This is a genomic window from Paenibacillus sp. FSL R7-0340 (assembly GCF_038002205.1).
In the GTDB taxonomy this organism is placed as follows: domain Bacteria; phylum Bacillota; class Bacilli; order Paenibacillales; family Paenibacillaceae; genus Paenibacillus; species Paenibacillus polymyxa_B.
The window spans coordinates 4,023,772-4,049,181 of the sequence record NZ_JBBOBY010000001.1 but is presented as its reverse complement, the minus strand read 5'-3'; the positions used below and the strand labels follow the sequence as shown (position 1 = coordinate 4,049,181).

Below are 25,410 nucleotides of genomic sequence, written 5' to 3'. Positions count from 1 at the left end.
AGTTATCATTTTCATCTGGAAATGAATATCGAGCAGTTGTACCTGTAAAGGAGGATTTACGTGACAAAGCATACCTTTAGTGAACATGTCATAGATGTAATTCAGGAACGCCGGACGATTAAACGATTTAAATCCGACTCCATTCCGGTAGATACGATCAAAGAACTGCTGGACGTCGCTGTGTGGGCTCCTAATCATAAAATGCGTGAACCGTGGCGTTTTCTGTTGTTTGCTGGTGAAGGACGGAAAAAGCTTGCAAAAGCAATTGCAGCCGATATCGGTAAGGACAACAAGTTTGAGAGCGGCATTTTGCACAACCCGATCCAGCTTTTAGTAGTGCTGGAAGAAGACCCGCGTCAAGCGGTTTGGGATGAGGATTTTGCAGCGGTCAGCGCGCTTGTACAAAACTTTATGCTTGCCGCATGGAGCAAAGGAATCGGAACGTTTTGGGTGACAAAGCCATTTTTGTATTCGCCTAAGTTCCGTGAGCACTTGGGAATTCAACCAGGTGAGAAGGTAATAGGAATGATATATGCAGGCTATCCTGACGTTATCCCGGAATCAAGACCACGTACTCCCGCAGCCGATAAGCTGACCTTGTTTGACAAATAATCTGTCGTCAGATAAACTTAGTCAAGAATTTTGAAAGCATAGTTCGGAGCTAAAATTTCGAACATCACATTTGCAAAGAATGAAAATTTGGAAGCACCTTTTTTCATATATGCAATGATTCCCGAGAGGGAGCATTCCAATATGAGGAGAGGTGCTTTTTGATATGTATGGAAAATTACACGGAGCTTGTCTGTATGGAATAGATGGCGTTCTGATTGAAGTTGAGACTGATTTGTCCAATGGCTTGCCTCAGACAGCGATTATAGGATTGCCGGATTCGGCGATTCGAGAGGCAGTGGAGCGTGTCAGAGCAGCAATTAAAAACTGTGGCTTTAAATATCCGTCCCAGCGTGTCACGATTAATTTAGCTCCTGCTGATTTGCGTAAGGAAGGTTCATCTTTTGACCTTGCTATCGCTTTAGGGTTGCTGACAACCAGTGAACAGGTCGTTTTACCCGTGGGAGAACGGACGCTGTTTATTGGCGAGCTGGCGCTGGATGGCAGTATTCGCCCTGTAAATGGGGTGCTGTCCATGGTTGATCTGGCCAAGCGAGAAGGATTCAACTCCGTGCTGCTTCCCCAGGAAAACGCAAGCGAGGCTCGTCTGATTACGGGTATACGTATTTACGCTATACGTCATCTATCAGATATTATCCCGATTGAAGATCGTGCACAAGGGACTGTTGATAGGCAAGCGACAAATCAGAGTTGTACTGCCAGTAAACAAGTCATGATCTGTTCCTATGACCATTTACCTCAGGCAGAGCATTTACCGTTGTGTGAGAAAGAAGAGATAACTAGCAACATGGAGGATTACAGCGATGTGCTGGGTCAGCTGCACGCCAAGCGTGCGTTAGTCATCGCTGCAGCCGGAATGCATAATATCCTGCTTATGGGACCGCCGGGGGCTGGGAAAACCATGCTCATCCGCAGGTTGCCATCTATCCTTCCGCCTTTGACTGAAAAGGAGGCGCTTGAAGTCACCAAAGTATACAGCGCTGCCGGGAAGTGGAAGGAGTCATCGCCTCATCTGATGAATATTCGTCCCTTCCGTTCGCCTCATCATACGATCTCTGCTGCTGGTTTGGTGGGTGGGGGAGGTATACCCAAACCAGGAGAAATCAGTCTTGCACACCGGGGGATTTTATTTCTGGATGAGTTGCCTGAGTTTAGCCGTCATGTACTAGAAGTGCTGCGCCAACCATTGGAAGACCACAATGTTACGATCAGTCGTTCACGTGCTGTTTTTAAGTATCCGGCGCATTTTTTACTTGCTGCCTCTTTAAATCCGTGTCACTGTGGCTTTTTCGGAAATGATACGGAACATCAGCGCTGTACCTGTTCACCTGCAGCAGTAGCTCGCTACCGTTCACGTATTTCCGGTCCACTGCTGGATCGGATTGATCTTCAGCTTGAAGTATCGCAGCCGAAGGATTGGCGGGAGGAAAAAGAATCATTGTCATCCGCTGAAATGCGAAGGCAGGTGCTGGCTGCTCAAGCGATACAAATCCACAGATATAGCAAGCTTCCCTTTTCATGGAATAGTGAGCTGTCCGGTCAGATGCTTCGTAAATATGCCATATTAGAAAAAAATGCAGCGGACTTGCTTGATCAGACAATGGACGCACTCGGTTTAAGCATGCGTGCGTATGATCGAATTCTCAAGCTTTCGCGTACCATTGCAGACTTACATGACTCAGAGAAAATTTTGACTTCACATGTGGCTGAAGCTATTCAATACCGCCATATGGATAGAGCAAATGCCAGTTTTCCCGAAAGTTAAAAAGCAATAAAACTAGTAGTTATAACACGATCATTTTTATAAAAGAGTTTTTCCAAAGGGTATGTACAATAGAAAATGGAAAAAAGGACAAAAAAAGCTCCAGACAATAAAGATCTGGAGAAGAAAAATAAGATTATGACAATAGTGATTATACTATGAGTATATCAATTTCGTATATACGATTATGCATCATCTCCCATGTTACTTGATGGAAAAAAATAAACAGTCTTTAACGAAGGGATAGCTGAAAGGATAATAAACCCCTCGACAAAAACGGTTGAGGGGCTTGTTGTGAAATTCATTCTAACGAGTACTATTAAATTCAAGAAGAGAGATGGAGATGTCCCCCTACATATGCTAAAGAAAATCTGAGTTACAAGACGTTCAGTTTCACTTCAATATTACCGCGGGTAGCGCGGGAGTATGGACATTGTTCATGTGCGCCTTCCACCAGTTTTACTGCAGTTTCATGATCGACGCCTTTTACCAATACATCGAGGTTTACTCCGATTCCGAAGCCGCCGTCTTCCACTTTGCCGAAATGGACCGTAGCTGTTACTTCAGTACCTTCATGCTTAACACGTTGCATGCGAGCAACCATATTTAAGGCACTATCAAAGCAAGCGGAATAGCCTGCTGCGAACAATTGCTCTGGATTCGTACCTGCACCGCCTGCGCCACCCATTTCTTTTGGGGTATCAATATCTAAACGAAGTTCAGGGGAGGAAGACTCGATATAACCGTTACGTCCACCAACCGCTTTTACTGTTGTTTCATACATTTTTTGTTGAATGGTCATCATAATCCAATCACTGCCTCTCGCTCAATTTATATTTTACACAATTTAATTTATCAAAATAATTATTGTTTGTAAAGTATTTTGTGCAATTAGCATGTATTTTATTATATAATGTGCTAAAATAATGACGAAAGTAGGTGATCAGACAGCATGGAAAACAATCCCAATGAAGGTACAGCGTTAAAACTTGATAATCAGTTATGCTTTGCCATATATGCATGCTCCAGAGAGATAACGAAGCTATACCAGCCTTATCTGGAAAAGCTCGGTGTGACGTACTCGCAATATTTGGTACTTATCGTGCTCTGGGAGCGTGAAGAGTGTACAGTGAAGGAATTGGGTGAGGCACTATATTTGGACTCCGGCACACTAACTCCGCTATTGAAGAGATTGCAGAACGCCGGGCTGATCGATCGAAAGCGTTCCACTCAGGATGAGCGTAAGGTGCTGATTTCTTTGACGACAGAGGGAAGCGCATTGCGGGAAAAAGCTCTATCTGTACCAGGATGCATCCAGGAAAAAACAAGTATGACTCATGATCAATTTGGGTCGCTTCTGCTCCAGTTCAATGATCTGCTTGATCGTGTTCATCAAGCGAATGTACAAATTGAAAAATCATAAGATATTTTCAGTTGCTCTTGCGAATCTTATGGCATGAGTTGTTCTCAGCTGAAAGTAATAATGCTTGAAGAAATAAAGTGCCTCTTAATGCGGATTAGGTAATCCCGTGTTGTAGAGGTGCTTTTATTTGTGTGAATTTGTATTAATCGTAATATCCAATAATATCCAAGCATTCGATTTTGGGAATGATAATGATATCAAAATACTGTAATTCATGAGGTTAAATTATAAGGAAAGCGTTTTAAAAACATGTTACAATGATGTAGGTTTAGTATAGATTTCCTTGTGAACCGCCCTTGTTGCAGTCATGTTGATAGGAGGATTCCAGAATGAATATCCATGAATATCAGGGTAAAGAAGTATTAAAGCAGTACGGAGTGGCTGTACCGAACGGTAAGGTTGCCTATACGGTGGAGGAAGCCGTTGCTGCGGCAGAATCGCTTGGAAGCGCTATTACGGTGGTAAAAGCACAAATTCATGCTGGTGGACGCGGTAAAGCGGGTGGCGTGAAAGTTGCCAAAGGTTTGGATGAGGTGCGCACTTTTGCTTCTGAAATTTTGGGTAAGGTGCTGGTGACGCATCAGACCGGACCTGAAGGTAAAGAGGTCAAACGCCTTTTGGTTGAGGAAGGCTGCGATATTCGTAAAGAATATTACGTCGGCGTTGTCGTAGATCGTGCGACTGGACGTATCGTAATGATGGCCTCAGAAGAAGGCGGTACGGAAATCGAAGAGGTGGCTGCAGCCACTCCGGAGAAGATTTTTAAAGCGGTTGTTGATCCAGCGATTGGGCTTCAGGTGTATCAGGCACGTAAGTTGGCGTATGACATTAATATTCCTAATGAGCTGGTAAACAAAGCGGTCAAGTTTATGCTGGCGCTATACGAAGCTTTTGTGGACAAGGACTGTTCAATTGCAGAAATCAATCCCTTAGTCGTTACGGGTGATGGGAATGTACTGGCGTTGGATGCCAAACTGAATTTTGATTCTAATGCGTTGTTCCGTCATAAGGATATTTTGGAATTGCGTGATTTGGATGAAGAGGATGAGAAGGAAATTGAGGCATCTAAATACGATCTAAGCTATATCGCTCTGGACGGAAATATTGGCTGTATGGTCAATGGTGCGGGTTTGGCGATGGCAACCATGGATATTATTAAATATTACGGTGGCGATCCGGCCAACTTCCTAGACGTAGGGGGCGGTGCGACGACGGAAAAGGTAACCGAAGCGTTCAAAATCATTTTGTCCGATCCGAAGGTAGAAGGTATTTTCGTGAACATTTTCGGCGGAATTATGCAGTGTGACATCATTGCGAACGGCGTCGTGGAGGCTGCCAAACAGTTGGGGCTGACTCGTCCGCTTGTTGTCCGTCTTGAAGGTACGAATGTTGAGCTCGGCAAACAGATTTTAGCGGAATCCGGTTTGAATATCGTGGCAGCCGATTCCATGGCGGATGGCGCCCAAAAAATCGTCGAACTTGTTCAATAGCCTGTTTGCATTCCGATATGCCGAATAAACGATAGGGGATGTGAAGATCGTGAGTATTTTGGTCGATAAGCATACAAAGGTGATTACACAGGGGATTACGGGAAAAACGGCGTTGTTTCATGCCAAGGGTGCACTTGATTACGGTACACAAATGGTAGGTGGCACCTCTCCAGGTAAGGGAGGCACCGAGGTAGAAATTACACTGGAGAACGGACAACAGGTCAAATTGCCGGTGTTTAATACAGTGAGCGAAGCCAAGGAAGCTACTAGCGCAACAGCGAGCGTGATTTACGTGCCACCAGCTTTTGCCGCAGATTCCATTTTGGAGGCTGTAGATGCGGAATTAGATCTCGTGATTTGTATCACGGAGGGCATTCCGGTGCTTGATATGATCAGGGTCAAACGTTTTATGGAAGGTAAAAAGACCGTTCTGATTGGCCCTAACTGCCCGGGCGTTATTACGCCAGGAGAATGTAAAATCGGTATTATGCCAGGTTACATTCATCTACCAGGTCATGTAGGCGTTGTGTCACGTAGTGGTACTTTGACCTATGAAGCAGTGCATCAGTTAACGACCCGAGGTATAGGACAATCTTCTGCGGTTGGTATTGGCGGTGACCCCGTTAAAGGTTCAGAATTCATTGATATTTTGCAACGCTTCAATGAGGACCCCAACACTCATGCTGTCATTATGATCGGAGAAATTGGTGGTACAGCCGAGGAAGAGGCTGCCGAGTGGATCAGGGACAATATGACGAAGCCAGTGGTTGGTTTTATCGGCGGTGTGACTGCGCCTCCAGGCAAACGGATGGGGCATGCAGGTGCCATTATTTCTGGTGGAAAAGGAACGGCCAAAGAGAAAATTGCCACGCTTGAAGCCTGTGGGATCAAGGTGGCACCGACTCCTTCCGAAATGGGCTCGACACTGGTAAGTGTGCTGGAAGCACGTGGTATTTTGAATTTGTGTACGACACATTAAATCGTGTTTCTTCATTAATATACAGGCCATAAAACTGCATCGAAATTTGCCGCAGGCTAGTGTATAATGAAAGAAAGGTAAGCAACCTTTTTATCTTCTGAAACAGGGGATGAAAAGGTTGCTTTTTTTGCGTTAAGACAGGCTTGTCAGGGAAACGCTTGCAAAATGATTCATTGTGCCACAAAATAAGGGAGGGTTCACTCTTCCGTGAATGGGGGAACCATAGTTTGGAAGAAAGATGGCTTTTGTTAGGTTTACATGAGTTAGAGGGAATCGGAAGAAAAACAATTCAGCGTATTTGGTCGAGTGACTATCAATTGCATGAACTACTGCATTTTAGCGAACAGAAGTGGATCGAGATAGGGTTAAGCCCTGCTCAGGCACGCATTGCGGCTCAGTGTTATGATGAAGAATGGGTGCATGAAAGATATCAGCGAGTTCAATCCGGTGATATTGGAACGGTAACTTATGTGGACGAGGATTATCCCCTATTAATGAAGGAAACAGTTGACCCACCTTGGGTAATGTATACAAAAGGGGATAAATCACTTTTGCATACATGTTCTGTAGCCATGGTAGGAACTCGCGTTCCTACCGCTTATGGACGTAGAGCAGCGGAGATACTAACAGAGGGATTATGTAATGCAGGGATTACAATCGTTAGCGGATTGGCGAGAGGGATTGACAGTATTTGTCACGAAACAGCCCTGCGCCGGGGAGGAAACACGATTGGTGTACTGGGAACAGCGATTGATCAAATTTATCCTCCCCAAAATGCGTCTTTATTTGCAGAGATGGCTAGCAATGGCTTGATCTTATCAGAGTATCCTCCAGGCACGAGGTCGCATCCAGGAATGTTTCCACAACGTAATCGGATTATAGCCGGTCTAACGAAGGGAACGCTTGTTGTCGAAGCAGATGCAAGAAGCGGCTCCTTGATTACCGCTGATGCTGCACTGGAGGCAAATCGAGATGTGTTTGCTGTTCCCGGACCCATTACGTCACCGAAGAGTAGAGGTACGCTGAGCTTGATTAAGCAAGGGGCAAAAACGGTCACTGAAGCTTCGGATATTATTGAGGAGTATGAAGCAGATTTGCGTACAAGGGAGGTTTCTTCATACAATAGAGAGCAGAGTCTTAATCTGAAGGAGGTCTCCAAAGTGCCAGAAAGTGAGACTTCTGAGGAAAACCGTGTCATACTGTTGCTTGAACAGGGAACCATGACACTGGATGAACTGCTTGATGCTACGGCATGGGATTTTGGACTTTTACACGCAGTTCTGTTATCGTTAATCATAAAAAAAAGGATCGCCCAGCTAGCGGGCACAAAATACAAGCTTATTTAGTAGTTGTTTTTGCAAAGTCCTTAGTTAGTAAATGCACAAATTCAATTTTAAACATCAGGTGGAGGGCAGTATGGCATTCATCCGCGTCGCGGATTCCTACTCCTTCCCCACTTCCTGAAATGTGTTGACATTATGACTCGCAGCAGCGGAGCAGATGGGATTTTTCTGAAGAATCTCAGCGATCCGGAAGAATGACCAATCTGTGAAGCTCTCTATCGCGTCATAACTCACCACATTTCAGGAAGTCTATCATATTCATGTGTGTAATTGAGAGGAGGAAGAGCCTATGGCGGATTCACTCGTCATCGTGGAATCGCCTTCCAAGGCGAAGACGATCGGCAAATACTTAGGCAGCAAATATATCGTCAAGGCTTCCATGGGTCATATCAGGGATTTACCGAAGAGTCAGATCGGCGTAGAGGTCGAAAATGATTTTAATCCCAAATACATTACCATTCGAGGTAAAGGCTCAATTCTAAAAGAATTAAAGGATGCCCGAAAAAAAGTAAAAAAAGTATATCTGGCGGCTGACCCGGATCGCGAAGGTGAAGCTATTGCCTGGCATCTGGCGCATGCGCTGGAACTGGACGATACAGCAGATTGCCGTGTTGTATTTAATGAAATTACGAAGCAGGCTGTCAAAGATGCTTTTAAAACACCCCGTAAAATCAATATGGATTTGGTCAATGCTCAGCAGGCACGACGGATACTGGATCGACTTGTTGGCTACAAAATCAGCCCGTTGCTCTGGAAAAAGGTAAAAAAGGGCCTATCCGCTGGGCGTGTGCAGTCGGTTGCGGTGAAAATTATTTTGGACCGGGAAAACGAGATCAATGAGTTTGTACCGGAAGAATACTGGACGATTACAGCTAAACTAGCTATTAAAGACAGTACCTTTGAAGCGAAATTTCATAAGCTGCGCGGTGAAAAGAAAGAACTCTCTAGCGAAGCGGATGTACAAGAAGTGTTAGAAGCTATCGGAAAATCGTCCTACAAGGTACGCGATGTTAAAGAGAAAGAGCGTTTACGCAATCCTTCTCCTCCATTCACAACAAGTTCCTTGCAGCAGGAGGCGGCTCGGAAGCTCAACTTCCGTGCATCTAAAACGATGTCTGTAGCTCAGCAGCTATATGAGGGTGTGGATTTAGGTAAAGAAGGGACCGTGGGTCTGATTACGTATATGCGTACGGATTCCACACGGATCGCCGCTTCAGCTCAAGAGGAAGCGAAAGAATTAATTATTCAAAAATATGGCGAAGCTTTTGTACCTGAAACTCCTCGTCAATATTCAAAAAAAGCGGCCAACGCCCAGGATGCGCATGAAGCGATTCGTCCAACCTCTGCGTTACGCGATCCGGAAACAGTTAAGCCGTTTATGAGTCGGGATCAGTTCCGTTTGTACAAATTGGTATGGGAACGTTTCATGGCCAGCCAGATGGCTTCTGCTATTATGGATACTTTGTCCGTAGATATTGAAGCGGGTGAGACGATATTCCGGGCAGCAGGTTCTAAGGTTCGTTTTCCAGGTTTCATGAAAGTGTATGTAGAGGGAAATGACGACGGTAAAACCGAAGAAGATAAACTGCTGCCACCACTTCAACCAGGCGATAAATTAAAAAAAGAAGCGGTTGAGCCGAAGCAGCATTTTACACAACCTCCTCCCCGTTATACGGAAGCGCGACTGGTGAAGACGCTGGAAGAACTGGGTATAGGACGTCCAAGTACGTATGCACCAACGCTGGAAACCATTCAGAAACGTGGTTACGTTGCTATTGAAGAGAAGAAGTTTTTCCCTACAGAGCTGGGCGAATTGGTCATCGAACAGATGGAGGAGTTCTTCCCAGAGATTCTGAATGTGGAGTTTACAGCTAATATGGAAGGTGATCTTGACCACGTCGAAGAAGGCGAAGGTAATTGGGTCAAGGTGTTGAGTGACTTTTACGAGTCATTCGAGAAGCGACTTGAAGTGGCTGAAGAAGAAATGAAAGAAATTGAAATAAAAGATGAAGTATCCGATGTCATTTGTGATAAGTGTGGCAGCCAAATGGTGTATAAGCTTGGCCGATTTGGTAAATTCCTGGCCTGTTCTGCTTTTCCAGATTGCCGTAACACAAAGCCAATTGTTAAGGATATCGGGATTAATTGTCCTACATGCGGTGAGGGTCATGTCGTCGAACGACGGAGTAAAAAGGGACGTGTCTTCTATGGATGTGACCGCTACCCGGAATGTGATTTTGTTTCCTGGGATAAACCGTCCATTAAGCCTTGCCCAAGTTGCAGTAGCCTAATGGTCGAAAAACGTACAAAACAAGGAACGAAGCTCAACTGTACTGTCTGCGATCACAGCGAAATGCTGGAAGAGAGCGATGAGAGCGTAGAGACTTCTTAAGAACAACAATAGCAGGGGGATTTAAACGTGAGTGAACTACAAAAGGTAACGGTCATCGGAGCAGGTTTGGCGGGCAGCGAAGCTGCCTGGCAAATTGCAAGCCGTGGAGTGCCAGTTAAGTTGTATGAAATGAGGCCGGTTGTAAAAACACCAGCACATCATACAGATAAATTTGCCGAACTGGTATGCAGTAATTCCTTGCGGGCAAACGGCCTAACGAATGCAGTAGGCGTACTGAAGGAAGAGATGAGAATACTGAACTCCTTGATTCTGAGTGCAGCAGATCGTCATGCTGTTCCGGCTGGCGGTGCATTGGCAGTGGATCGTGACGGATTTTCCGGTCATATTACTGATACGCTTCATCAACACCCTTTGATCGAGGTTGTTAATGAAGAGCTTCAGGAAATCCCACAGGACGGTATTGTGGTCATTGCGACGGGGCCTTTAACTTCTCCAGCTTTGTCGGAACAGATTAAATCGCTGATGGGAGAGGAGTATTTTTATTTTTACGATGCGGCAGCCCCGATTGTAGAAAAGGACTCTATCGACATGAGCAAGGTTTATCTGGCTTCCCGTTATGATAAGGGAGAAGCAGCGTACTTGAATTGTCCGATGAACGAAGCGGAATTTGATGCTTTTTATGAGGCTCTGATTACGGCTGAGGTAGCGCAAGTCAAGGAATTCGAAAAAGAAATTTATTTCGAAGGCTGTATGCCCATCGAAGTGATGATGCAACGTGGGAAACAAACGGCATTGTTCGGACCGATGAAACCTGTGGGTCTCGTAAATCCACATACAGGTGAACTGCCCCACGCAGTTGTTCAGCTTCGGCAGGATAACGCCGCAGGAACGCTGTATAATCTGGTTGGTTTCCAGACTCACCTCAAATGGGGGGAGCAAAAGCGTGTATTTTCAATGATTCCGGGTCTTGAAGAGGCAGAGTTTGTACGTTACGGTGTGATGCATCGCAATACCTTTATTAATTCTCCGCAACAACTTCATCCAACCTATCAGTTCAAAGGAAGAAGCAATCTGTTCTTCGCCGGACAAATGACCGGTGTAGAGGGATATGTGGAGTCGGCGGCTTCTGGTCTGCTGGCCGGGATGAATGCGGCACGAGCAGCGCGTGGACAGGAAATGTTTGTATTTCCTGCGGAAACGACATTAGGCAGCATGGCACGGTATATTACGACCGCTGATTTTAAGCATTTTCAACCGATGAATGCAAATTTTGGTTTGCTTCCAAAGTTGGAGAAACGGATTCGTAATAAAAAGGAAAAAAATGAAGCTCTCGCTAATCGCGCGCTGGAAAGTTTGCATGGTTATATCAACGAAACGGGAGTTATGTCAGCTGAAGTACAGGCATAAGGATGAAGGAAAAGGAGGAGCGCGTTATGGATATGTCCTTTCATGCTACCACCATCTGCGCTGTACGCCACAATGGCAAAGGAGCTATTGCGGGTGATGGACAGGTAACGTTCGGCAACAGTGTTGTAATGAAGCAGACGGCAAAAAAAGTGCGCAGATTGTATCGTGGTCAGGTCGTTGCGGGATTTGCGGGATCGGTGGCAGATGCTATCACGTTATTTGAAAAGTTCGAAAATAAGCTAGAGGAACACCACGGAAATCTTCAAAGAGCAGCCGTGGAACTGGCCAAGGACTGGCGTCAGGATCGTATTCTGCGCAAGCTGGAAGCGCTCATGATTGTGATGGACTCATCCGGAATGCTGCTCATTTCTGGAGGCGGCGAAATTATCGAGCCGGATGATGATGTGCTTGCGATTGGCTCAGGTGGTAATTTTGCATTGGCGGCTGCCCGTGCTTTCAAACGCCATGGCTCTGGCATGGAAGCAAAGGACATGGCACGGGAAGCGCTAGAGGTTGCTTCGGAAATATGTGTGTATACGAACAATCAGATTATCGTGGAAGAACTGTAAATCGGCTCTGAGTATTCAAGGGTGGAGGAGTGCAAAATGAATAATCAATCGTTGACGCCCAGACAAGTGGTATCCGAGCTGGATAAGTATATTGTCGGACAAAAGGAAGCTAAAAAATCTGTTGCTGTTGCCTTGCGTAACCGTTATCGGCGTAGTAAGCTACCGGATGATATCCGGGATGAAATTGTGCCTAAAAATATTTTGATGATCGGACCAACAGGTGTGGGTAAAACTGAAATTGCACGTAGACTTGCACGGCTCGTGGGGGCTCCTTTTGTCAAGGTAGAGGCGACCAAATTTACAGAAGTGGGTTACGTCGGTCGTGATGTGGAATCCATGGTGCGTGATCTGATGGAAACCTCTATTCGCATCGTTAAGACGGAACGAACAGAGAATGTGAAGGACAAAGCGGAAGACATGGCAAATGAACGGATTGTCAGCATCCTTGTACCTGCAGAAAAGTCAAACAAATCGCAACGTAATCCCTTTGAAATGCTATTTGGCAATAACACGGGAACTTCGGTAGAAGAAGAACCACCACAACAGGATGGATCTTTGGCAGAAAAGCGCCGTAAGGTTAAATTCGATCTGTTGTCTGGTAAGCTTGAGGATGATGTTATAGAGATTGATGTGGAGGATACTGCACCCAATATGCTCGATATGTTTGCTGGGCAAGGGAATGAACAAATGGGTATGAATATGCAGGAGATGTTCGGAAGTTTTCTGCCCAAGCGGACGAAGAAGCGCAAGCTACCAGTCAAGGAAGCTCGCAAGGTGCTAATTCAAGATGAAGCTGCCAAATTGATCGATATGGATGATGTGATTCAGGAGTCTGTGAAGCGTGCTGAGCAATCCGGTATTATTTTTATTGATGAAATAGATAAGATTGCCAGCCAGGGTAAGGGGAGCGGCCCCGATGTGTCGAGAGAAGGCGTCCAGCGCGATATTTTACCTATTGTCGAGGGATCTACCATCATGACCAAATACGGTCCGGTAAGAACAGATTACATTCTGTTTATTGCTGCAGGAGCTTTTCATGTTGCAAAACCATCTGACCTGATCCCTGAGCTTCAGGGCCGTTTTCCAATCCGTGTGGAATTAAGTAGCCTGACTTTGGATGAGTTTGTGTCGATACTGACGGAGCCTAAAAATGCGCTGACCAAGCAATACACTGATCTACTCCGTACTGAGGAGATTGAAGTCGAATTTTCTGCGGAAGCGATCCGTGAGATTGCCAGCATTGCTGAGTCTGTAAATCGCAACACCGAAAATATTGGCGCACGTCGTTTGCATACCATTCTAGAAAAGCTGCTGGAGGATCTGTCGTTTGAAGCACCAGAGCTTACATTGGATCGTATGATCATTACCCCGGAATATGTACGTGAGAAGCTGGGAGATATTGCCCAAAACAGGGACCTTAGTCAGTATATTTTATGAATAGGGTTTCTAAAAATAGGGTGTGTGGTCCAGAATAACACTATCTTGCACCGTCGTTTAGACCTAGATAATGGTCAAGTTGATGATTTTTCTGTCTATTCCAAAAGTAGGACGTATAATCTTTTACAGGTGTAAAGTGCTAAGAAAACATTCATTTTCTTGAAATAAACCTGAAAAATTTAACATTTTATGCATCTAAAGCCCTCTTTTTTAAAAAAGATAGGGCTTTTTTCTTATTGTAATTAGGTCCCAACTCTACGAAACTTAGAATATATGACAGAAAGTTATTATTTTCTACTTAAGACCTAAAAGAAATGTATAATTATGAAATTTTATTGTCGAAAAAAAGTGAAAAATCTTGTTTTATTGAATCTTACTTTGGAGTAGACGCTGGGAGGGAGGAGCTAAATGAATCTGCTGGGTGATATGAGCTTTCAAAAGCTTCAGGCAGGTGTACAGGCGGCAAATACGAGACAACGTGTGATGGCGGACAATATATCCAATGCGGATACCCCGTATTTTAAGCGTTCGGAGGTTTCATTTGAAGAACTGCTTCAGCAGCAAATGGACGGTGATGTCACACCACTACGTGGAAAAGTAACCAATTCAAGACATTTTCAAATAGGACCTGTGAACTCCATTCCAGATGCCACGGTCACCAAAGATGGGTACTCAGTCATGAATAACAATATGAACAACGTAGATATCGACAGAGAAATGAGTCTTATGGCTGAAAATCAACTAAGATATAATACCTACATCCAAGAAATTAATGAGCGCATCAAAATGATGAGAACAGCGGTAGAAGGGAGATAGGACTAGGTGAAGATTAACAACGGCTTTGATATTAGTGCATCTGCTCTTACGGCCCAACGGTTGCGGATGGACGTTATATCTAGCAACATTGCCAACGCAGAGACAACTCGGGCGAAAGTAGAGAATGGACAAGCAGTTCCATATCGGAGAAAAACGGTTGTTTTGGAGCCGAACCAATCTGGCTTTGCCGATGTTTTAAAGGCTCAAATGGAAGGAAGTAGCACAAACGCTGCTGGCGTTAAGGTTTCGCAAATTCAGGAAGATCAGTCACCTTTGAAGCCTGTGTACAATCCGGGTCACCCGGACGCTGATAAAGATGGCTATGTATATATGCCTAATGTAGACATTATGAAAGAAATGGTCGACATGATTTCCGCAACACGCTCATACGAAGCCAATGTAACAGCTCTGAATGCATCAAAGGCTATGGTTTCCAAAGCGCTTGAAATCGGTCGCTAAGTTCTAGGACTACTAACTACTTAATAGGGAGAGTAAAACATGATTCAGAACGCCATGTTTAATGTACAGACACCGGTAATACAGCAGATTCAATCGCCTAACAATGAGTTGACGAAAGCGACGCCTTCCGAATCCTTGAAGGATTTTGGTTCCTTCCTAAAGGATGCTCTCAATGAAGTAGGGCAGCAGGAAGCCGCTACGCACCAGATGTCCGACCAATTCATGGCAGGCAAAGTTGATGTAGATCAGGTCATGATCACTTCCCAACAAGCGCTGCTTTCCCTGCAGCTTACTACACAGGTCCGAAACAAAGCGATCGAAGCCTATCAGGAGATCATGCGTACACAGATGTAAAGAGGGTTTAGCAAAGTTTCGGATGGGGTGACGGAGTGAACGAGAGAATCGCCCAATATCGGGATAAGATTTCCGGGTATTGGAATAATTTCAGCAAAAAACAGAAGATATTACTTGTTTCGACATTAGCATTCATCATTATCGCCGTTGTAGTGCTAACGATGCAGTTTACTAAAACCGAGTATGAAGTGGCTTTCCGAGATTTAAATGCTAACGATGCAGCCGGAGTCATTAAATATCTCGATTCTGCGGGTATACCGTATCAACTTAATGCTGGTGGGACACAAATCGCAGTTCCAACCGCTAATGCGGATAAGGCGAAGGTAGATGTTGGGTCTCAAGGCCTGATTCAGAAGGGTTCAATCGGCATGAGTGCTTTTGACCAGTCCTCCTCTGCCATTGGTATGACGGAGAACGAGTTCAATGTGAAGTACAATAATGCATTGAACGGCGAAATACAGCAACTGTTGGAACGGATGGATGGTGTCCAAAGCTCCAAAGCTGTCATTAATATGCCAAAGGAAAACATTTTTGCCGGACTTGAAGAAAAGGACAAAGCCTCCGCTTCGATTCAAATGGAATTCGAGCCTGGCTTTACTCCAAATCAGCAAGCGATCGACGGATATTTTAATCTGGTAAAAACGGCCGTACCGAATCTGCCAGTGGAAAACATTACGATCACCAATAAGGAATATGAGTTGATTCCAACGGCCAAGGGCGGCCAAGGTGGGCTCACTAGTGGTGTTCAGGAAAACATGGCTCTACAGAAGAAGTTTGAGAGCGATGTAAGGAATAATGTCCAACAATTTTTGTCGAAAATTGTTGGAGACGACAAGGTAAACGTGCTGGTTATGTCCCAGCTAAATTTCGACAAAGTCACATCAAAAGAACAAATGGTCACACCTGTTGATCAAACGAAAATGAAGGGTATTGAAATTAGTGCCCAACAAATTCAGGAAAGCTATACGGGCAGTAGTGGACAAACCGGAGGAGTTGCAGGAACAGGAACACAGGATGTTCCGGGCTACCCGGGAGGAGCTAATTCCGGTAATACCAGCTCAGATAAGAGCTCAAGTACGATTAACTACGAAGTTAACCGAATTGCAAGGGATATTATCCAAAGTCCGTACACTGTAAAAGATTTAACCATTAATGTTGCAGTTGAACCACCAACAGGTCAGCAAACGTTGGATACTGCAACTCAGACAGCAATTCAAAATATTTTGGTTAATATTGTAAGAGCATCTTTGGCGAATTCTGGTACTACTATTACAGACGCTGATTTGGCTAAGAAGGTTTCAGTGTTCTCACAAGCTGTTCCAGCACCTGCGAGCACGAATACATTCTTCTCAGCTTCCAACCCTTGGCTATGGGGCATCGGAGCTGCTGTTCTGGCACTGCTGGCGGGGGTAATCTTCCTCATCGTACGCGGTCGTCGTAAGCAGGAAGAAGAGTTGGATGAAGAATTGCAACTCATGCCAACGCCGACGGAGTTCCCGTCTATTACCATGGAAAGTGTGACAAATGAAAGTCAAGTGCGTAAACAGCTTGAAAGTCTGGCGAAAAAGAAACCCGACGAATTCGTCAATCTGCTTCGTACATGGCTGGCTGACGAATAGAGGTGAGTTCATTGGCAAAGGCAAGCAGTCAAGGTTTAACGGGAAGACAGAAAGCAGCTATACTTCTGATCACAATGGGACCAGAGGTATCTGCTCAAATATTCAAGCATTTGCGTGATGAGGAGATCGAGCAACTTACATTGGAAATTGCCAATGTGCGGAAGGTCGATGCCATTGAGAAGGACTCCATCATGGCCGAGTTTCATCAAATTTGTTTGGCTCAGGAGTACATTTCCCAAGGCGGTATTAATTACGCTAAAGAAATATTGGAAAAAGCACTCGGATCGCAAAAAGCAGTTGAGGTCATTAACCGTCTAACAGCGACGTTACAGGTAAGACCCTTCGATTTTGCCCGCAAGGCTGATCCAAACCAGATATTGAATTTTATACAGAATGAGAATCCGCAAACGATTGCTCTCGTGCTTTCGTACTTGCAATTCGAGCAGGCGGCTGCAATTCTGTCGTCTCTGCCACAGGAAAAACAGGCAGATGTGGCCCGGCGTGTCGCTGTCATGGACAGTACATCTCCGGAAGTTATTTCCCAGGTGGAACGAGTGTTAGAGCAAAAGCTATCTGCAACCGCAACGCAGGATTACACGAATGCGGGCGGTATCGAGTCCATTGTTCAGATTTTGAATGGCGTAGACCGCGGAACCGAACGTACGATTCTCGACTCGCTTGAAATTCAAGATCCAGAACTGGCTGAGGAAATCAAGAAAAGAATGTTCGTGTTCGAGGATATCGTCAATGTGGACAACCGTTCCATTCAGCGCATTATCCGCGATATCGACAATGCAGATTTGCAATTGGCGCTTAAAGTGTCCAGTGAAGAAGTACGCGATGTGATTTTCCGAAATATGTCGAAACGTATGGCAGAAACCTTCAAAGAGGAAATGGAGTACATGGGACCGGTGCGGTTGCGTGATGTGGAAGAAGCACAGACACGTATCGTATCGACAATCCGCAGATTGGAAGAGGCCGGTGAGATTATAATCGCACGCGGCGGAGGAGATGACATCATTGTCTAACTTGATCAAATCTTTCCAATATGTTCCTGTAGAGGCTTTGAAAACAATTGATGTGGCACATACGTATGCGCCAGAAACGACGGATGAAGAAATCACAACTGAATATACGGAACCGGAGCCTCAGCGAGATCACGAGGCTGAACGACTACGGGATGAAATGCTGAATGATGCTAAGGATTTTGCCGAACGTCAGGTTCGCGAGGCAGCTGAAGAAGCGGAACGGATGCTTCAGGAGGCACAGCAGCAGATTGAAGCCTGGTGGCAGGAACGACGCGAGCATGACGAGCAGTTAACTCAGTCGTTAAAAGCTGATGGGTTTCAGCAAGGATATGAAGAAGGTCAGAAGCTGGCTGAGGCCGAGCTCCAGACGAAATCAGAGCAGATGATGGAAGAAGCACAGGATATTCTGCGTCAGGCCTATGAGATCAAGGAACAACTGATTCAGGAAGCTGAGCCTTTCCTGGTTGAACTGAGTAGTGCTATTGCTGAGAAGGTCATTGAGAAACAGCTTAGCCTTGAGCCTGAATACACGATTGAATTAATTCGTAAAAATTTGGCTCGTAAGCGGGAAAAAGGAACCATTACATTGTGTGTGTCGCCTCAGCATTTCGCATTTGTGCAAGGTGCACGAGAAGAATTGTCATTAACTGTCGATTCGCAGGCAGAACTGCAAATTATTCCTGATGGTACTGTGAAAGATCGCGGTTGTGTTATCCGTTCTTCCTTTGGAAGTGTGGATGCGCGGATTGATACGCAATTAGCTGAGATCAAAAAGGAATTATTGCGTCTGGCACATGAGAATGAGGAGCGAAGACATGAAGGGGCTTAATGCGCAGCGCTACATGGATCATTTGCGCCAGCTGGACCCGGTTCGGGTAAATGGCAAGGTTACGCAGGTTATCGGCCTGATGGTTGAATCGGAAGGTCCAGACGCCAGTATCGGGGATGTTTGTTACATTTATCCGGGTAAAACGGCAAAGCCGTTGCAAGCGGAGGTCGTAGGCTTCAGGGACAATAAAGTGCTTCTGATGCCACTTGGAGAACTGCAATCCATTGGTCCCGGTTGTGATGTTGTAGGAACAGGGAAACCGTTGAATGTGCAGGTCGGGTCGGAGCTGTTAGGCAAAGTACTGGACGGATTGGGTCAGCCTCTGGATGGCTCATTGATTCCCTCTCGAATGGCGAGATATTCAACCTTCAATATTCCGTCCAATCCGCTGAATCGTCCGCGTGTGCAGGAACCAATCAGTATCGGGGTGCGCGCTATCGACGGGTTGCTTACTATCGGTAAAGGACAACGGGTTGGTATTTTTGCAGGTTCGGGTGTAGGTAAAAGTACCTTGATGGGAATGATTGCTCGTAATACGGAAGCTGATGTGAATGTAATTGCCTTGATCGGGGAACGTGGACGCGAGGTGCTGGACTTTATTGAACGGGATTTAGGTCCGGAGGGACTAGAACGTTCCGTGGTCATTGTGGCAACTTCCGACCAGCCTGCGTTAATCCGTATTAAGGGTGCACTTATTGCAACGACGATCGCGGAATATTTTCGGGATCGAGGGTTAAATGTCATGCTGATGATGGATTCAGTTACCCGGTATGCGATGGCCCAACGTGAAGTGGGACTAGCCGTAGGGGAGCCGCCAGCAATGAGAGGGTACACACCTTCCGTGTTTGCTAGTCTACCTAAGCTTCTAGAACGTGCAGGGACAGGTCCTACTGGCTCCATAACCGCTTTTTATACGGTGCTGGTCGATGGTGATGATATGAACGAGCCCATCGCGGATGCGGTGCGCGGGATTTTGGATGGACACATTGTCTTGAATCGTGGGATTGCGAACAAAGGACATTTTCCCGCAATTGATGTGTTAGCGAGTATTAGCCGGGTTATGAAGGATATCGCACCACGAGATCAGATAGACGCTGCCGAGAACATTAAGCGCTTGATGGCCGTTTACAAAGATTCGGAGGACCTGATTAATATCGGGGCCTATCAGCAGGGTTCAAATGCAGAAATTGACGAATCCATGGAGCGTATACGGGATATATGGGATTTTACAAGACAAAGAACAGATGAAAAGGCTGAGCTGGACGAGGTAAGGGAGCGTTTGATTTCTGAATTTATGAGGAGATGAAGGTTGAACGATGAGATTTCAGTATTCCTTTCAGAAAGTTGTAGACTTGAAAACCAACGAAAAGTCACAGGCCGAATGGTTGCTTTCCAGTGCTGTTGGACAATTGCAGGCTGAGGAGCAGACATTAACACAGCTTGTAGGCGAAAGGAATCGGGTCATATCAGCCATTCAAAAGGCTGCCGAGGATTGCGCGCCACTCTCTACCATTCAGGAATTACAGGCTTATGTTAATCATCTGGACCAATGTATTACACGCAAGCATAGGGATGTTCAATATGCGCAGCAAAATGTGCAAAGCAAACAAACCGTTTTGACCGATAAAATGCTGGATGAACAGGTTTGGCTGAAAGCGAGAGAGAAGGCCAACGTGAAATTCCAACAGGAAATGCTCCTGCGCGAGCAGAACGAGCTGGATGAAATGGCTTCCGTGCGATTTGCCATGAAAGCCCGGTAAGCGGAAAGTCATAGGATACGCATATCAGCTGCCTGAGGAGGAAGACGATGGCACAGAAGTTAGCAGAAAATGAACTGGATATGGATTTAGGAAAAGAATCAGGCGGGGGATTTGAACGGTTTATGTTTTTCCTGATTCCGATTGTGTTCACAATCGTTCTGGTCGGGGTCCTGCTTACATTGTTCAATATGGACTTCAGAAGCGAAATGATTTCATTAGGGAACAAAATACCAGTTGTTAAAAATTGGGTGCCTGAACCGAAAGATAAGGCTACCCAGACGAAAGAGGCAGATCAGAAGGCACAGTCTGAAAGTTCTGAAGCAACCATTCAGCAGTTAAAGTCAGATTTAGCCAAGCAGACGGAGGAGCTTAAAAAGGCTACCGCTGCTAAGACGACACAAGATAAAAAGGTTACTGAACTGCAGAATCAGGTCAATACGCTGCAAACGCAACAGGAACAGCAGCCACAGGCCAGTCAGCAGGGACAGGCTGGTACGCAAACTACAGGTGGAACAACAAATGAAGATCCTTATGTAAAACAGGCCAGAGATCTTGCTAGCATGTATGAAGGAATGACAGCTAGTAAAGCGGCACCGATTATGGAGAATCTGACTACGGAAGAGACTGTGCAGCTGCTAAGCTACATGGACCCTGCCAACAGTGCAAAGATTTTGCAAAAGATGGACGCTAAAAAAGCAGCCGATATTACTATGGCTCTGAAAAACGTAACGCCATCTACGGATTTGTCAGTTGCTGCGTTGCAGTCTCGTCTGAAAAAGGATCAAGGTACCACAGCTGGCACGACGAGTAAGAGTTTGCAAAGCACTCAAATCAGTAGCACATTTGCTTCCATGGACAAGAAGAGCGGTGCCGAACTTATTTTACAAACTTACAAAATCAGTCCAGACAAGGCATTAAACATATTAAATACAGTAGATGATTCGACACGTGGTTCTTTACTACAAAATATGTCTGCCAAGGATGCGGCTCAGACTGCAAAAATTTTGAACAAACTGATGGGCAGTAAGTAATTTAAATGAAGGGAGGTGAAAAATAAATGACCCTTATTTCTCAAAGTGTATCGCTCAGCTCCAGTCAAACAGCTAGCAGTACGACAGCCTCAACAACGAGTACAGCCACGGCTGCCGGAGCAACCACGGGTGCTTTTAATCAAACACTTACGCAAATGATGACAGGCGGGCAAACGGACTCAGCAGGCACAGATGCGAACGGTTCTCCATTAGTTATGGTACTTCCGCTGATTGCAACCGGAGAATCCACGGAAGCTCCAACCGAGCCGCTGGTCGAAACACTGGCTCCTTTGCTGCAAAATCTCGAAAAGCTGGATGATCAGGTAGCTGCCGATCCTGCTCTGCTTGCTTCTCTGCAAGCGTGGATTCAGCAAGTACAACAGTTTTTGCAAGGCGACGGAACAAATCAACAGTTAAACGGTGGAGAAACGTCAGAGGCGACAGGCTTAACAGCCTTGGCAGCCAACCCGGCTACTCTTCGATTTGCATTGCAGGACGCTTTGTCACAACTTGCCAATGTAGCAGAGCAGGCTTCTGGAGACCAAAAGTCCCAGGTGGCACAGTTGCTACAATCGCTCCAAAGCGCAACGGCAGGGACGGGAGCTATTTCCGATGAGCAGTGGAATGGTGTAATGAAAGCTGTGGAACTTGCTGATGGTGGGGACTCACAAGCGGTTCAGCCTTCTGCAAATCGAGCAAATGGTACTCAGACCGTAGCTACAGCTACTACAGACAAACAGGTTGTTGTTTCTCAGCAGCAAGCAAGTCAGGGCGAAACTAATCAGCAAGGTTCAGAAGGGCAACGTTCATCAACTAATATTCTCGTTCAGTCTACAGTTAAGACGACTGGAGCGGATGAAGCGAGTGCATTCGTAGATGCAACTGAGCAAGCGGATCCGACAGCAACTGACAATCAGACTCCAGTGATCACAACTGCGGGACAGCTTTCGGTACAAACGCAAGGAACAACACCTTCGGCTCCAGCTCAACCAGTCGTACATGTACGGCAATTTGCCAAGGAGATGACCGAATTTGTAGTTCAGAAACTTGACATTGTAAAACGCACTGGTTTGACGGAAGCGACCATCATGCTTCGTCCAGATCATCTGGGCCAGCTGGAGGTTAAGCTGACGATGCAAAATGGTCATCTGGTTGCCCAGTTCATGACTGAGCATAGCGGAGCGAAGGATTTGCTGGAACAGCAAATGTCGCAGCTGCGTTCGAGCCTGCAGAGCCAAGGTATCCAGGTAGATAAGGTAGAAGTAACGCACAATGAGTCGCTTTCCTCCCATATGTATCAGGATGGACGCGGATCTGGAGCTAATCAGCAGCAGCAATCCAACCAACGTTCCAAAGCTCGTGGTAGAGAAGAGAGCGAGGATGCTATGAAGGTAGCTGAAATGGCAGAAGAGCTTCGTAACTGGACAGCAGAACAACGCGCAGATGATATGAATCGGACAGGCTCCTTTACAGCACAAGCGTAATGATGGAGGTGAGAACACAATGACGACTACAGACAACAATGTATCCACCAGTAACGTCTGGCCGAATTACAATGTGAATAATGTCAAAACAGCAAGTGCCAAGGATACTAAAACGATGGGTAAAGATCAATTTCTGAAAATTTTGATCACCCAGCTACAAAATCAGGATCCGATGCAGCCTTTGGAGGATAAAGAATTTATCGCTCAAATGGCCCAGTTTTCCTCGGTAGAACAACTAATGAACATTTCTACGCAGTTGAATGCATTGGGACAGTCTTTAGGTACGGCTTCCGGTTTGATAGGAAAAGAAGTCAGCTGGATTGAGGCAGGTAAAAAAGACTCCATTACAGGTGAAACAGGTGCGGGTACAGTAAAAAGTGGAATCGTAGATTCCATCGTTATTCGCGACGGTGTGCAGTATGCCAAAATGGGAGCGGCTGAGGTGGCATTAAAAGATGTAACATCAGTGAGCCAAGCTAACACAACGACTCCCGCTACAGGTACATCGGATACTTCATCTTCTTCCTCTACTGGAAGCGGTGAGAACTCATGAATGACAGGATAACGGTCGGACGCCTTTTTCCCGCCAACGTGCCCCCGGCAGCAATCACACAAAACCGAGTGAATTCGGTATCCAAGGATGCCAGACCGTTCGGTCAGGTGTTGCAGGATCAGGTGCTCAAGCTGAGCAACCATGCAGCCAAGCGTCTGGAGCAGCGGGGAATAGAGTTGAGAAGTGACCAAATGGCGAAAATCAACTCTGCTGTGGATAAAGCAGCTGCCAAAGGCGCCAAAGAATCATTGATTTTAATGCAGGATATGGCTTTGATTGTAAGTGTACCTAATCGAACAGTTGTTACCGCGATGGATAAGAAATCCATGGAGGATAACGTATTTACGCAGATAGATAGTGCTGTAATTATTTCATGAAAAATGTATACGAAGTGGCTGGCCCGAATAGGAAAGCCATGAAAAAGCCGCGGATCGACTGATGCGGTCAACTAAGCAACCAATCAGAGGAGGATTTATACTCAATGTTGAGATCAATGTATTCAGGTGTATCGGGCATGAAGGGCTTTCAAACGAAGCTGGACGTTATCGGTAACAACATTGCAAACGTAAATACTACAGGCTTCAAGTCCAGCCGAGTAATGTTCAAGGATATCTTGAGCCAAACGAGTTCAGGCGCAAGTGCACCAGACGGAACAACAACCGCCGGGCAGAATGCCAAGCAGGTAGGTTTGGGGGTATCGGTCAGCTCAATTGATACACTGCATCTTCCAGGTAGTGCAATGACTACGAACAACCCAACGGATTTACGTATTAACGGTGACGGATTTTTCCTGGTCAAAATGAATGATGCACAGGAAGTTCCTTATCTGACTCGTGCGGGTGATTTCCACATAGATGCAAACCGGAATCTGGTTACTTCCGATGGATTTTTTGTGGGAGATTTGGGTGGAGATCCAATCACACTTGCTGACAATGTTACGGCAGTCTCTATCTCACAGGACGGTACAATTGTACAACAATTGGATGACGGAACAGTTGATAATGGTACACAAATTGGATTAGCCAGAGTCACGAATCCAGAAGGTTTAGAAAAAATCGGTGGGAGCTTGTACCGTACTACGGTCAACTCAAATATTGATGCAATTGAGCCTGGAGCAGCCAACTCAGAGGGGCGTGGAGCTATCATCGCGGGTCAGCTGGAAATGTCCAACGTTGATCTGACAGGCGAATTTACCGAAATGATCGTAGCTCAGCGCGGATTCCAAGCGAACTCGCGTATCATTACGACCTCGGATGAAGTGCTTCAGGAAGTTGTAAACTTGAAACGATAATCTCATTTAAACGCGGAGGAGTAGAGGCTCCTCCGCACCTATCAGGAGGTTGGTGTTACGATGATCCCGTTAACGCGGCTGAACGGCTCGCCTATGTGGCTTAATGCGCTGCTCATTGAGACTGTGGAGGAAACACCGGATACATACGTCACTTTGGTGACGGGGAAACGGTTGATTGTATTGGAAAAAGCGGCAGATGTCGTCTCCTTGATCAAGGGTTACAGCCGTGAAATCGGCATGCATGCCGCCACGATAAAAGTGCAACAAATGGAGGAAGACGAATGAAGAAGATGCTGCCATGGCTCATTACAATTTTACTCGCGATTACTTTGATTGCAGGCGCGGCCTTTGTACTTATACCAGCGCTTAGCGGGAAGAAGTCGGAAGTCATACCGAATGCGCAAGCTGCTCAAGCAGAACAACTTCCAAGATTGTCAGCAGATGAATTGGTGGAAGTGAGCTCTGAAATTACCGGTATCAAAACGAATTTGGCAGACGCAGATTACATTGTCCAGATGAACCTATCTTTTCAATTGAACGATGCCAAAGCAAAAGAATCTTTTGAAAAAATCAAAGATATCAGTATTAAGCCCATCGTTATTCAATTACTTGCAGACACCAAACCTGATGAGCTCAGAACGGCTAAAGGCCGGGACCAGTTCAGTGACAAGCTGACGGATCTCATCAACAAGTCGCTCCCTGAAGGTCACCTGGGGAACGCCAAAATTACAGACTTTTTGCTGGCAGCCATTTGATTCCAGGTGAACTTGTCAGGAACACGTAAGGGGGTGAA

At 45.7% G+C, this 25,410-nt stretch carries 26 protein-coding genes; 25 read left to right on the top strand and 1 reads right to left on the bottom strand.

Annotated elements, in window-relative coordinates; all coding sequences use genetic code 11:
- Positions 1-60 precede the first annotated feature (60 nt).
- Together MKX59_RS17695 and MKX59_RS17690 are read left to right on the top strand one after the other, a co-directional pair.
- Positions 61-612 (top strand): nitroreductase family protein, encoded by a 552-nt coding sequence (locus tag MKX59_RS17695; RefSeq protein WP_025723284.1) that lies wholly within the window; start codon positions 61-63, stop codon positions 610-612.
- Positions 613-775: 163 nt separating this feature from the next.
- Positions 776-2,395, top strand: coding sequence for a YifB family Mg chelatase-like AAA ATPase (locus MKX59_RS17690; RefSeq protein WP_076294880.1), 1,620 nt, complete (start codon positions 776-778; stop codon positions 2,393-2,395).
- A gap of 373 nt (positions 2,396-2,768) precedes the next feature.
- On the opposite strand, the gene MKX59_RS17685 is transcribed toward MKX59_RS17690, so the two are convergent.
- A complete protein-coding gene (locus MKX59_RS17685) occupies positions 2,769-3,197 on the bottom strand; it encodes an organic hydroperoxide resistance protein (RefSeq protein ID WP_013309874.1) in 429 nt (142 codons plus the stop codon).
- 147 nt (positions 3,198-3,344) lie between these two features.
- On the opposite strand from MKX59_RS17685, the gene MKX59_RS17680 reads away from it, so the two are divergent.
- The 23 genes from MKX59_RS17680 (at position 3,345) to MKX59_RS17570 (ending at position 25,372) form a co-directional block, all read left to right on the top strand.
- Entirely contained in the window at positions 3,345-3,815 is a 471-nt protein-coding gene (locus MKX59_RS17680; protein WP_023988180.1) for a MarR family winged helix-turn-helix transcriptional regulator, read from the top strand.
- A 329-nt stretch (positions 3,816-4,144) separates the two neighbouring features.
- Complete coding sequence (sucC, locus tag MKX59_RS17675; protein WP_028542730.1) at positions 4,145-5,305, top strand: ADP-forming succinate--CoA ligase subunit beta; 1,161 nt, start codon at positions 4,145-4,147, stop codon at positions 5,303-5,305.
- Between the two features lie 49 nt (positions 5,306-5,354).
- A complete protein-coding gene (gene sucD, locus MKX59_RS17670) occupies positions 5,355-6,284 on the top strand; it encodes a succinate--CoA ligase subunit alpha (RefSeq protein ID WP_028542729.1) in 930 nt (309 codons plus the stop codon).
- A gap of 227 nt (positions 6,285-6,511) precedes the next feature.
- Entirely contained in the window at positions 6,512-7,630 is a 1,119-nt protein-coding gene (dprA, locus tag MKX59_RS17665; protein WP_028542728.1) for a DNA-processing protein DprA, read from the top strand.
- A 286-nt stretch (positions 7,631-7,916) separates the two neighbouring features.
- The gene (gene topA / locus MKX59_RS17660) at positions 7,917-10,019 is read left to right on the top strand and encodes a type I DNA topoisomerase (RefSeq protein WP_028542727.1); all 2,103 of its coding nucleotides are present in this window, start codon (positions 7,917-7,919) and stop codon (positions 10,017-10,019) included.
- A gap of 27 nt (positions 10,020-10,046) precedes the next feature.
- A complete protein-coding gene (gene trmFO, locus MKX59_RS17655) occupies positions 10,047-11,387 on the top strand; it encodes an FADH(2)-oxidizing methylenetetrahydrofolate--tRNA-(uracil(54)-C(5))-methyltransferase TrmFO (RefSeq protein ID WP_023988185.1) in 1,341 nt (446 codons plus the stop codon).
- A gap of 26 nt (positions 11,388-11,413) precedes the next feature.
- Positions 11,414-11,956, top strand: coding sequence for an ATP-dependent protease subunit HslV (hslV, locus tag MKX59_RS17650; protein WP_013309881.1), 543 nt, complete (start codon positions 11,414-11,416; stop codon positions 11,954-11,956).
- A gap of 36 nt (positions 11,957-11,992) precedes the next feature.
- Positions 11,993-13,393: an ATP-dependent protease ATPase subunit HslU gene (gene hslU / locus MKX59_RS17645; protein WP_023988186.1), complete on the top strand. Its 1,401-nt coding sequence runs from the start codon at positions 11,993-11,995 to the stop codon at positions 13,391-13,393.
- Between the two features lie 408 nt (positions 13,394-13,801).
- Entirely contained in the window at positions 13,802-14,209 is a 408-nt protein-coding gene (flgB, locus tag MKX59_RS17640; protein WP_013309883.1) for a flagellar basal body rod protein FlgB, read from the top strand.
- 6 nt (positions 14,210-14,215) lie between these two features.
- The gene (gene flgC / locus MKX59_RS17635; RefSeq protein ID WP_028542726.1) at positions 14,216-14,668 is read left to right on the top strand and encodes a flagellar basal body rod protein FlgC; all 453 of its coding nucleotides are present in this window, start codon (positions 14,216-14,218) and stop codon (positions 14,666-14,668) included.
- A 39-nt stretch (positions 14,669-14,707) separates the two neighbouring features.
- Positions 14,708-15,022, top strand: a complete 315-nt coding sequence (gene fliE / locus MKX59_RS17630; RefSeq protein WP_007430020.1) for a flagellar hook-basal body complex protein FliE — start codon at positions 14,708-14,710, stop codon at positions 15,020-15,022.
- Positions 15,023-15,057: 35 nt separating this feature from the next.
- On the top strand, positions 15,058-16,641 hold the full coding sequence (fliF, locus tag MKX59_RS17625; protein WP_160789836.1) for a flagellar basal-body MS-ring/collar protein FliF: 1,584 nt from the start codon (positions 15,058-15,060) through the stop codon (positions 16,639-16,641).
- An 11-nt stretch (positions 16,642-16,652) separates the two neighbouring features.
- The gene (fliG, locus tag MKX59_RS17620; protein ID WP_013370674.1) at positions 16,653-17,669 is read left to right on the top strand and encodes a flagellar motor switch protein FliG; all 1,017 of its coding nucleotides are present in this window, start codon (positions 16,653-16,655) and stop codon (positions 17,667-17,669) included.
- Positions 17,662-18,498, top strand: a complete 837-nt coding sequence (locus MKX59_RS17615) for a FliH/SctL family protein (protein WP_025723732.1) — start codon at positions 17,662-17,664, stop codon at positions 18,496-18,498. The genes fliG and MKX59_RS17615 overlap by 8 nt, the downstream gene beginning before the upstream one ends.
- Complete coding sequence (fliI, locus tag MKX59_RS17610; protein WP_028542725.1) at positions 18,485-19,804, top strand: flagellar protein export ATPase FliI; 1,320 nt, start codon at positions 18,485-18,487, stop codon at positions 19,802-19,804. The genes MKX59_RS17615 and fliI overlap by 14 nt, the downstream gene beginning before the upstream one ends.
- Before the next feature lie 10 nt (positions 19,805-19,814).
- Positions 19,815-20,258, top strand: a complete 444-nt coding sequence (gene fliJ / locus MKX59_RS17605; RefSeq protein ID WP_013309890.1) for a flagellar export protein FliJ — start codon at positions 19,815-19,817, stop codon at positions 20,256-20,258.
- Between the two features lie 47 nt (positions 20,259-20,305).
- Positions 20,306-21,289, top strand: a complete 984-nt coding sequence (locus MKX59_RS17600) for a magnesium transporter MgtE N-terminal domain-containing protein (protein ID WP_028542724.1) — start codon at positions 20,306-20,308, stop codon at positions 21,287-21,289.
- 26 nt (positions 21,290-21,315) lie between these two features.
- On the top strand, positions 21,316-22,773 hold the full coding sequence (locus tag MKX59_RS17595; RefSeq protein WP_028542723.1) for a flagellar hook-length control protein FliK: 1,458 nt from the start codon (positions 21,316-21,318) through the stop codon (positions 22,771-22,773).
- 19 nt (positions 22,774-22,792) lie between these two features.
- The gene (locus MKX59_RS17590; RefSeq protein WP_023988191.1) at positions 22,793-23,326 is read left to right on the top strand and encodes a flagellar hook capping FlgD N-terminal domain-containing protein; all 534 of its coding nucleotides are present in this window, start codon (positions 22,793-22,795) and stop codon (positions 23,324-23,326) included.
- Positions 23,323-23,703 (top strand): TIGR02530 family flagellar biosynthesis protein, encoded by a 381-nt coding sequence (locus MKX59_RS17585; RefSeq protein WP_023988192.1) that lies wholly within the window; start codon positions 23,323-23,325, stop codon positions 23,701-23,703. The genes MKX59_RS17590 and MKX59_RS17585 overlap by 4 nt, the downstream gene beginning before the upstream one ends.
- A 104-nt stretch (positions 23,704-23,807) precedes the next feature.
- Positions 23,808-24,617 (top strand): flagellar basal-body rod protein FlgF, encoded by an 810-nt coding sequence (gene flgF / locus MKX59_RS17580; RefSeq protein WP_023988193.1) that lies wholly within the window; start codon positions 23,808-23,810, stop codon positions 24,615-24,617.
- Between the two features lie 60 nt (positions 24,618-24,677).
- A complete protein-coding gene (locus MKX59_RS17575; RefSeq protein ID WP_013309896.1) occupies positions 24,678-24,902 on the top strand; it encodes a flagellar FlbD family protein in 225 nt (74 codons plus the stop codon).
- Complete coding sequence (locus MKX59_RS17570; protein WP_023988194.1) at positions 24,899-25,372, top strand: flagellar basal body-associated FliL family protein; 474 nt, start codon at positions 24,899-24,901, stop codon at positions 25,370-25,372. Before MKX59_RS17575 ends, MKX59_RS17570 begins: the two co-directional genes overlap by 4 nt.
- Positions 25,373-25,410 lie beyond the last annotated feature (38 nt).